General features: G+C 73.5%; 8 protein-coding genes. All 8 read right to left on the bottom strand.

Going from position 1 to position 8,801, the window contains the following annotated elements; genetic code table 11:
• Nucleotides 1-136 precede the first annotated feature (136 nt).
• The 8 genes from AB0O67_RS14290 to AB0O67_RS14255 all read right to left on the bottom strand — a co-directional run bounded on the left by AB0O67_RS14290 (nucleotide 137) and on the right by AB0O67_RS14255 (nucleotide 8,724).
• Nucleotides 137-1,342 (bottom strand): sugar phosphate isomerase/epimerase family protein, encoded by a 1,206-nt coding sequence (locus AB0O67_RS14290; RefSeq protein ID WP_365449688.1) that lies wholly within the window; start codon nucleotides 1,340-1,342, stop codon nucleotides 137-139.
• Between the two features lie 91 nt (nucleotides 1,343-1,433).
• Complete coding sequence (locus tag AB0O67_RS14285) at nucleotides 1,434-2,828, bottom strand: nucleotide pyrophosphatase/phosphodiesterase family protein (protein ID WP_365449687.1); 1,395 nt, start codon at nucleotides 2,826-2,828, stop codon at nucleotides 1,434-1,436.
• A complete protein-coding gene (gene eboE, locus AB0O67_RS14280; RefSeq protein WP_365449685.1) occupies nucleotides 2,825-3,994 on the bottom strand; it encodes a metabolite traffic protein EboE in 1,170 nt (389 codons plus the stop codon). Before eboE ends, AB0O67_RS14285 begins: the two co-directional genes overlap by 4 nt.
• A gap of 3 nt (nucleotides 3,995-3,997) precedes the next feature.
• Nucleotides 3,998-4,846, bottom strand: a complete 849-nt coding sequence (locus AB0O67_RS14275; RefSeq protein ID WP_365449683.1) for a TatD family hydrolase — start codon at nucleotides 4,844-4,846, stop codon at nucleotides 3,998-4,000.
• The gene (locus AB0O67_RS14270; protein ID WP_365449681.1) at nucleotides 4,846-5,565 is read right to left on the bottom strand and encodes an EboA domain-containing protein; all 720 of its coding nucleotides are present in this window, start codon (nucleotides 5,563-5,565) and stop codon (nucleotides 4,846-4,848) included. Before AB0O67_RS14270 ends, AB0O67_RS14275 begins: the two co-directional genes overlap by 1 nt.
• A complete protein-coding gene (locus AB0O67_RS14265) occupies nucleotides 5,562-6,536 on the bottom strand; it encodes a sugar phosphate isomerase/epimerase family protein (protein ID WP_365449679.1) in 975 nt (324 codons plus the stop codon). Before AB0O67_RS14265 ends, AB0O67_RS14270 begins: the two co-directional genes overlap by 4 nt.
• Nucleotides 6,533-7,501, bottom strand: a complete 969-nt coding sequence (locus AB0O67_RS14260) for an SCO3242 family prenyltransferase (protein WP_365449677.1) — start codon at nucleotides 7,499-7,501, stop codon at nucleotides 6,533-6,535. Before AB0O67_RS14260 ends, AB0O67_RS14265 begins: the two co-directional genes overlap by 4 nt.
• Complete coding sequence (locus AB0O67_RS14255; RefSeq protein ID WP_365449675.1) at nucleotides 7,498-8,724, bottom strand: inositol-3-phosphate synthase; 1,227 nt, start codon at nucleotides 8,722-8,724, stop codon at nucleotides 7,498-7,500. The genes AB0O67_RS14260 and AB0O67_RS14255 overlap by 4 nt, the downstream gene beginning before the upstream one ends.
• Nucleotides 8,725-8,801: the final 77 nt, after the last annotated feature.

Raw genomic sequence — 8,801 nt, 5'->3', positions numbered from 1 at the left:
CGCTTCAACGCCCTGCGCGAGTTCTATCGTGGTGCATCCCAACGGCAGCTTCTCGTCGTGCTCTGGTGGGACTGACACGGACGGCCTCATTGTCGCCCCCGGCTGGGGGAAGGGCCGCCCGGTCCGCGTTCGCGGATCAGCGACGCCGCTTGCGCAGGGCCGCCAGGTTGTCGTAGCTGATCTTGGCCTCGCGCAGCGACTGCCCGGGGTCGGTGGCGCTCGGGGAGTTGTCGTCCTCGACCATCGGGTTGTGGTAGTTCCGCTCCCCGACCCGCGAGAAGAACGTCGTGTAGTCGATGACCCCGGTCCCGAAGGGCACCATGTCGTAGCCCATGCCGTTGGTCGTGCTGACGACGCCGTCCTTCGCGTGGAAGAGCGGGTAGCGCTTGTTGTGGCGGGCCACGAGGCCTGCCGGGTCGAAGACGTTCCGGCGGGTGGAGCCGTCGTGGGCGGTGTACGTGTGGAACTTGTACTGGGCGACGTGCGCCCAGAAGATGTCCATCTCCAGCCAGACGACCCTCGGGTCGGTGACCTTGAGGAAGTACTCCAGCTTCCGGATGCCCGAGCTGCGGGTCGGGCGGCCCTGGTCGTCCAGCGGACCGCGGTCCAGCAGGAAGCCGTACGCGCTGTCGTGGTTGTGGGTGTAGAGCTTGATGCCCGCGCGCCGGGCGATCTCGCCGAGGGCGTTCCACTTGTCGGCGGCCACGTCCCAGTCGGCGCGGTAGGAACTGCCGGTGGGGTCGCCGCCGGTGCCCATGTGGTCCATGCCGATGATGTTGGCTATCTCGAGGTGCTTCTTGAAGGTGTCCAGGTCCGCCGTGGTCAGCGGCCAGGACGACGGGATGAAGCCGTGGTTGCCCTGGGCGCGCAGACCGTAGTCGTCGAGCCAGGAGCGCAGCAGCCTGGCGCCCGCGACGGTCTCCAGGTCGGCGCCGCCGGGCGCGTTCGCGTGCTGGCGGTAGCCCGCGAACTCCACCTGCCGGTAGCCGTGCCGCGCCAGCTGCTTGAACACCTCGCGGAAGCCGGAGGGCAGGTCGGTGGAGAGGGGGTCGCGGGCGGTGGCGTCCCGGACGGTGTAGAGGATGATGCCCCGCTTGTGCGGCGGGACGAGAACGTCCCCGCCGTGGCCGTGCCCGTGATCGTGGCCGTGGCCGTGGTCTCTGCCGCGGTCCTGGGCCAGGGCCGGGGCGGCACCGAAGACCGGGGCGGCGACGGCGCCGGCCGCCACCGCGGTGCAGGTGCTGAGGAAACGGCGCCGGTCCACACCGAGGGTGCGGCGCAGTGCCTCGTCGGGGGCACCGGTGGCGGCTTCGGTGCGGGAGGAGTCGGAATACAGGGTCACGAATGGCCTGCCTTCTCGGTCGTGGCCGGCTCCGGTGCCGCCGGGACCGGCCGTTGTCAGTGCCGTGTGTTTCACTCTCAGTAGCCGGATCTCAGCCGAGGCCGGCGAGCTGGAGCAGGAGTTGTTTCACATCGGTGGCCGCCACGCGGTCACCGAGTGCACGGGGGGTGGAGCAGATGAGCAGCGGACCGTCGTCGTCGCTCTCGGGAAGGCGGCCGTGGCTGCCACGAATAGGTGAGGGATCCAGCGGCACGACCGCCATGCGGTAGCGCATGCCGAGCTTCTTGCGGGCCAGCGCGGTGGCCGCCTTGACCTTGACGTAGGGGTCGAGGGGATCCATGAAGAGCTCGACCGGGTCGTAGCCGGGTTTGCGGTGGATCTCGACGAGTTGGGCGAAGTCGGGCGCGCGCTCGTCGTCGAGCCAGTAGTAGTACGTGAACCAGGCGTCCGGCTCCGCGACGGCGACCAGTTCGCCGGCCCGTGGATGGTCGAGATGGTGGGCCTTCTTGCCCTCGTCGTCGAGGAGTTGCTCGATGCCGGGCAGTCCGTCGAGCGCCGCCCGGGTCGCGTCGAGGTCCTCGGGGCGGCGCACGTAGACATGGGCGATCTGGTGGTCGGCGACGGCGAAGGCCCGCGACGCCATCGGGTCGAGGTACTCCATGCCGTCCTGCGTGTGCACCTCCAGCAGGCCCGCGCGGCGCAGTGCGCGGTTGATGTCGACGGGCCGGCTGACCGGGGTGATGCCGTACTCGGAGAGCACGACGACGGTACGGCCCTCCGCGCGCGCGTCGGCCAGCAGCGGGGCCACGGCCGTGTCCAGGTCCGCGGCCGCCTTCAGGGAGCGCGGGTCGTCGGGGCCGAAGCGCTGGAGGTCGTAGTCGAGGTGAGGGAGGTAGCACAGGGCCAGGTCGGTGCGCCGGGTGCGCAGGATGTGGCGGGTCGCGGCGATGATCCACCGGCTGGAGACGAGGTCCGCGCCGGGCCCCCAGAAGTGGAAGAGCGGGAAGGTGCCGAGTTCCTCGGTGAGTTCGTCGTGGAGTTCCGGCGGGCGCGTGTAGCAGTCGGGTTCCTTGCGGCCGTCGGCGTAGTAGACCGGGCGGGGGGTGACGGTGATGTCGGTGTCGGCGCCCATGGCGTACCACCAGCAGATGTTGGCGACCGTGTAGCCGGGGTGGGCGCGGCGGGCGGCGTCCCAGAGTTTGTCGCCGGCGACCAGGCCGTTGTGCTGGCGCCACAGCAGGACGTCGCCGAGTTCACGGAAGTACCAGCCGTTGCCGACGATGCCGTGCTCGGAGGGCGTGGTGCCGGTCAGGAAGGTGGACTGGGCGGCGCAGGTGACAGCGGGCAGCACCGTGCCCAGTGGGGCGTGGGCGCCGGACTGGGCGAGGGTCTTGAGGTGTGGCATGTGGTCGAGGAGACGGGGGGTGAGGCCCACGACGTCGAGCACGAGGAGCGGGGTGGGGCGCGCTGGGGCGGGGGCGTTCACGGCAGCTCCTTGAGGCCGAGGTCGGTCAGCAGGTCACGGGCGAGGGTGAGCTCGGCCGCGATGCCGTCCGTCAGCTGGGTGCGGGCGCGGGGCCGCAGCTCCGGTGGGAGGGCCTGCCACGTGTACGTCTCGACCTCCAGGTGGTGGGTGAGCGGGGCGGCTCCGCCGACGAGCCGGGCCAGCGCGCTCCTCAGGACGGCGAGCGTGGAGGTGAGGGGCGCGGCGGGGTCCGCGTGCAGCGGGACATGGAAGTGGGCGCGCCACGGTGAGGCGTCGGGGAGCGCGGCGCCCTCCAGGGCGGGGCCCAGGTCGTCGGTGCCGCGCAGGCCCATGGCGGTGGCGGTGCGGGTCTGGTGCAGGAAGCGGGGTTCGTCGAAGGCGGCGAGGGCTTCGCGGACCTCGGGCAGATGGGGGTGTTCGGCGTGCAGTGCGGCGGAGAGCTGGGACTTGACGACGGGGACGCCGGCCCGGGTGAGGGCGTCGAGGGCGGTGTGCGGGTCCTCGAAGGAGGTGGCGAGGTGGCAGGTGTCGACGCAGATGCCGATGCGGTCGTGGGCGATCGCGGTCAGCGGGGCGATGGCGTCGCCGGTGGTCTCGACGACGCAGCCGGGCTCCGGTTCCAGGCCGACGCGCAGGGAGCGGCCGGTCAGTTCCTGAAGTGCGTCGAGGCGTTCGCCGAGGGTGCGCAGGGCGGCGTGGGCGGCGTCGGCCCGGCGGCTGTCCTGGGCGGTGCGCCAGGCGAGCGGGAGGGTGGAGATGCTGCCCTCGGTGACGTCGTCGGGGAGGAGTCCGGCCAGGACGCGGGCGAGGGCGGTGGTGTGTTCGAGGCGTTCCGGGTCGGCCCAGTCCGGCTTGTACACGCGGTACTTGACCTCTTCGGCGCCGAAGCCCTCGTAGGGGAAGCCGTTGAGGGTGACGACCTCGAGCCCGCGCCGGTCCAGTTCGGTGCGCAGGGTGCGCAGCGCGGACGGGTCGGTGACGAGTGCGTGGGCGGCGTCCTTGGCGAGCCACAGGCCGATGCCGAGCCGGTCGCGGCCGAGACGGCGGCGGACGGGTTCGCAGTGGTCGCGCAGTTGCGCGAGAACACCGTCGAGGGTTTCGGCGGGGTGGACGTTGGTGCAGTAGGCGAGGTGCACCGTGGAGCCGTCGGGGTGGCGGAAGCGCATGGCTCACTCCCCGCCGCGCAGGATGGAGTTGCCCTCGTGGGTGGCGTCGGTCGCGGCGATGTCGAGGTTCAGCCGGCCGCTGAGGCCGTAGAACGCCACGGGGTTGCGCCACAGCACCTGGTCGACGTCGTCCTCGCTGAAGCCCTCGGCGAGCATCAGGTCGCCGACCTTGCGGGTCTTCAGGGGGTCGCTGCGCCCCCAGTCGGCGGCGGAGTTCACCAGCACCTGCTCGGTCCCGTAGGCGCGCAGGATCGCGACCATCCGTTCCTCGTCCATCTTGGTGTCCGGATAGACGGAGAAGCCCAGCCAGCAGCCGCCGTCCTTGGCCTCCTTGACGGTGGTCTCGTTGAGGTGGTCGATCAGGACACGGTCCGTTGGCAGGGCGGACTCCCGCACCAGATCGAGGGTGCGGCGCAGACCGGCCAGCTTGTCGCGGTGAGGCGTGTGGACCAGCGCGGGCAGCTCGTGGTCGGCGGCGAGCTGGAGCTGGGCGGCGAGCGCCGTGTCCTCGGCGGGCGTCATCGAGTCGTAGCCGATCTCGCCGACGGCCACCACCTGGTCCTTGACGAGATAGCGGGGAAGTTCGTCGAGGACGGGAAGGCAGCGCGGGTCGTTCGCCTCCTTGGGGTTCAGGGCGATGGTGCAGTGATGGGCTATGCCGTACTGCGCGGCGCGGAAGGGCTCCCAGCCGAGGAGGGAGTCGAAGTAGTCGAGGAACGTGGCGGGCGAGGTGCGGGGCTGGCCGAGCCAGAAGGCGGGCTCGACGACGGCGCGCACACCGGCGGCGTGCATGGCCTCGTAGTCGTCGGTGGTCCTGGACGTCATGTGGATGTGGGGGTCGAAGATGCGCATCAGGACTCCTTGGCGTGGGGGGTGTCCGATCCGTGCGGTGCGGCCGCGGAATCGGTCAGGGCCAGGACACGGTGCAGGTCCTCGGGTACGGGGCGGCCCGCGGCGGTGCGTTCGGTGGCGTAGTCGCCGAGCATGCGGGCGAGTTCGGCGTCGCCGCGGGCACGGCGCTCGAGGTCGGCGACGCTGTCGACGGAGACGCCGGTGAACAGGCACTTCAGTACGGCGTGGCGCCAGTTGTGCGCGTCGAGGTGCCGGGCGGCGTAGGGGCCGACGGCGGCGGCCACGAGCCGGGTGTCGTTGGTGCGCAGGGCGTCCTCGATCAGTGGGAGGCCGTCGGGCCCGGCCACCAGGTGGGGCAGGGCGTGCAGCACGGCGCGGCGCTCGGCTCCGGTGCCCTGGCGGTAGACGCGGCTGAGCGCCTCGGGGTCGGCGCCGGCGGCATGGAGGACCAGCACACGGGCGGCGTCGGCGTGCTCGTCCCCGCAGCGGCGGCCCGCCTCGGCGATGCGCAGCTCCCACACGGAGATGGGCCCGTGCGTGCCGGGGTGGGCGGCGGCCTCGGCGAGGGCCTGGTCGAGCCAGGCGCGGGCGGCTCCCGGGAGGTGGGAGGCGAGATGGTCGTGCAAGGCCTCGAGCGAGGTGCGGGCGCCGGCCTCGGTACTGCTCGGGTCGCCGGAACTCGCCGCCGGGTTCGCCGCGCTGGCGTCGAGGTGCTTCACGGGATGCTCCCTTCAGGGGTGGCGGAGGGTTCGCCGTGGGGTGCGGCGGGCGGGGTCGGGGGTGGGACCGGCCCGTCGGGTGGTGCGGCGGCGCGGAGGAACGGGAGGGAGAGTCCGGCGTGGTGGGGGCCCGCATGGGAGTGCCGGGGCAGCTCGACGACGGTCAGGCCCTGGTAGCCGGTGGCGGCGAGGGCCGCCAGGACGGGCGGGAAGTCGATCTCCCCCTCCCCGAACGGGAGATGCTCGTGGACGCCACGGCGCATGTCCTCGATCTGGACGTGGCGCAGCCAGGGCCCGGCGGCGCGGATGCAGTCGGCGGGAGGGAGGGGTTCGAGGCACTGGCAGTGGCCGATGTCGAGGGTGAGACCGAGGGCGCCGGGGTCGCCGAGGGCGCGGCGCAGTCGGTGGAAGTCGTCGAGGGTGGCGAGGAGGTGGCCGGGCTCGGGTTCGACGGCGAGCGGGATGCCGGCGGCGGTCGCCGCGTCCAGGACGGGGGTGAGGCTGTCCGCCAGGCGTTTCCACGCCGAGTCCGCGTCGGTGCCGGGCGGGAGGATCCCGCTGAAGCAGTGCACGGCGTGGGCACCCAGGTCGGCGGCGACCCGGACGGCCCGCAGGAGCAGGTCGACGCGGCGGGCGCGGTCGTCGGGCTCCGGGTCCAGGAGGGAAGGGCCGTGTTTGCGGCGCGGGTCGAGCACGTAGCGGGCGCCGGTCTCCACGGTGACACCCAGCCCGAGCACGTCGAGGCGCTGCGCGACCCGGCGGGTGCGGGCGGACAGGTCCGGGGCGAGGGGGTCGAGGTGCATGTGGTCGAGGGTGAGACCGACGCCGTCGTAGCCGAGGTCGGCGAGCAGCGCGAGGGCGTCGTCGAGCCGGAGGTCGGCGAGGCCGTTGGTGCCGTAGCCGAAGCGAAGGGCGGCGTGGGGGGCAGCCGGTTCGCCGGGGTGCTGCGCCGGGTGGGGCCGAGGGCTCATGTGATGCTCACTTTCCTCGCGTACCTGCGTCCGATCGGGGCGAGCACGGCGATGGCCACGGCGGTGAGGCCGGCTCCGGCACGGGCGGCGAGCGCGGCCTGGAGGGGGATGGTGGCGCGGATGCCGCCGCCGACGGCCCGTTGGGTGAGGGGAGGTGAGGGGTTGAGGGCGGCGTGTGTGTAGGGGCGGCCGGCGGTGGCGGCGTAGGCGGCGGCCAGGGCGGTGCGCAGGGCGATGTCGAGCGTGAGGCCGGGCCGCTCGCGCGCGGACGTCCGGCGTCCGGCGCCGCCACGGACGCCGGCCCCGAGGCCCGTGCCGGTGCCGGTGCCGGTCGGCGTGGCGTCCCGCGTGCCGCGCGGGGCGCGGGCCACGAGGCGGGTGAGGAGGGCCGTCGCGGCGAGGGCGGCCAGGGGCGGCAGGGAGGAACCGCCCTGGGTCTCCCGGCGGGAGACCGTCGTGACCGCGAAGGTGTGGGTGCCGAGGAGGACGGCGGAGGGAAGGGCCTCGCGGGTGCGGCCGGTGGTGGCGGCGGCGCCGAGGAGGTGGTCGAGGCCGCGGGCGGCGGCCATGGCCACCGGACCGGCGGGGGTGTGCTTGAGGGCGAGGTCGTACGCCCACACGGTGGCCGCGAGGGGTGCGGCCACGGCAAGGGCGGAGCGGCCCGCGCGGGCGGCGAGGGCCAGTCCGGCCACGGTGAGGGCGCAGGCGGCCGTGAGGGCGGAGGACGGCTGGATGCGGCCCGAGGGGAGGGGCCGGTGCGGACGTTCGGCGGCGTCCTCCTCGCGGTCGGCCCAGTCGTTCAGGGCCATGCCCGCCTCGTAGAGACAGAGGGAGGAACCGATGGCGAGCAGGGTCCGGGAGTTGGGCGGGGCGCCCGTGGACGCCGCGCCGCTCAGGGCGTCCCCGGGGACGGTGAACAGCGCGGGAAGCCGTAGGAGTTCGGCCCAGGCGCGGCTACGGCTCATGCCCGCTTCCCCTGGGTGCCCTCGCCCTGGGTTCCCGCGTGCTGGGTGCCGTCTTCCTGGGTGCCCTCGCCCTGGGGCCGCTCCTGCGGCCCCGCCGACCCCGCGGCCCGCAGCCGCTCCCCCAGCCGGCGCAGTGCCACGTACTGCTCCCCCAGACTCGCGGGCCCGTCCCCCACCGGGTCCTTGAAGTAGAAGCCGAGCTCGCCGAGCGGACCGGAGACGCCCACCTCGTGGGCGCGGGCGGTCAGGCGGGCCAGGTCCAGGACCAGGGGTGCCGCGAGGGCCGAGTCGCAGCCCTGCCAGATGGTCTGGAGGACCATGCGGGTGCCGAGGAAGCCGTCGAAGGCGATGTGGTCCCAGGCGGTCTTCCAGTCGCCGAGGGCCGGGACGTCGTCGATGTGCACCTCGCCCTCGGGCACGGTGCCCAGGGTGTCGGCGAGCACGCGCTCCTTGCCCGCGTTCTTCGCCGCCGCGGCGGCAGGGTCGGCGAGGGCCGCGCCGTCGCCACCGCCGAGCAGGTTCGTACCGGACCATGCCCGTACGTCCAGCGCCCGTTGCGCGAACATCGGACCCAGCACGGCCCGCAGCAAGGTCTGTCCGGTCTTGCCGTCCCGGCCGGCGTACGGCAGGCCGCTCCGCTCGGCCGCGCGGGCGGCGACGGGGTGGTGCATGCCCTCGGACGGGGTGAAGTTGACGTAGGGGCAGCCCGCCCGCAGGGCGGCCAGCGCGTAGAGGGTGCTGGCCGGCAGCGGGGCGCCGGGGCCCTGGGACGCGGGTTCGGTGGAGGCGACGTTCACCACCACGGCCCGCCCCAGTTCGTTGCGGTGCATGAAGTCACGTATGTCGTCGGCGAAGGCCGTGATCAGTTCGGCCTCGCTCCTGGTGTCGCCGGGGGTGGGGCCGCCGGGCCTGATCTCACGGTCGGCGGCCGCCAGTTCGGCGGTGACGGCGGCCGCGACGCCCGGCGGGAGGACTCCGCCGGCGGTCAGTGTCTCGGCGCGTTTGGGCAGCGGGCAGTCGACGGTGTCATGGCCACCGAAGACGAGGTCGGACAGCGCGGGCAGACCGCTGTCGGTGAACGCCTGGGTCTCGGTCACCATGCCGGTGGGTGGGTGCAACCCCGCGGTGACGGCGGCGCAACCCGTGACGACGGTGGTGGCGACGGAGCCTCGCGCTCCGATCAGCCACACCCCCACACGCGGTCGGGAGAGGGACGCGGACATGGGCAGCCTCCTTGTCGTGCGCGAACCCCGGGCGGGGACAAAGACGGCGGGCGGGGGTCCGGCGTCCCCCGCCCGCC

The organism is Streptomyces sp. NPDC086077 (assembly GCF_040686175.1).
GTDB lineage: Bacteria > Actinomycetota > Actinomycetes > Streptomycetales > Streptomycetaceae > Streptomyces.
This window is presented reverse-complemented; position numbering and strand designations above follow the sequence as displayed.

What these genes read in the sequence shown, in the direction of transcription:
- eboE (WP_365449685.1), bottom strand. Translation starts at nt 3,994, where the DNA reads ATGCGCTTCCGCCACCCCGACGGCTCCACGGTGCACCTCGCCTACTGC.
- AB0O67_RS14275 (WP_365449683.1), bottom strand. Translation starts at nt 4,846, where the DNA reads ATGCGCATCTTCGACCCCCACATCCACATGACGTCCAGGACCACCGAC.
- AB0O67_RS14265 (WP_365449679.1), bottom strand. Translation starts at nt 6,536, where the DNA reads ATGAGCCCTCGGCCCCACCCGGCGCAGCACCCCGGCGAACCGGCTGCC.
- AB0O67_RS14260 (WP_365449677.1), bottom strand. Translation starts at nt 7,501, where the DNA reads ATGAGCCGTAGCCGCGCCTGGGCCGAACTCCTACGGCTTCCCGCGCTG.
- AB0O67_RS14255 (WP_365449675.1), bottom strand. Translation starts at nt 8,724, where the DNA reads ATGTCCGCGTCCCTCTCCCGACCGCGTGTGGGGGTGTGGCTGATCGGA.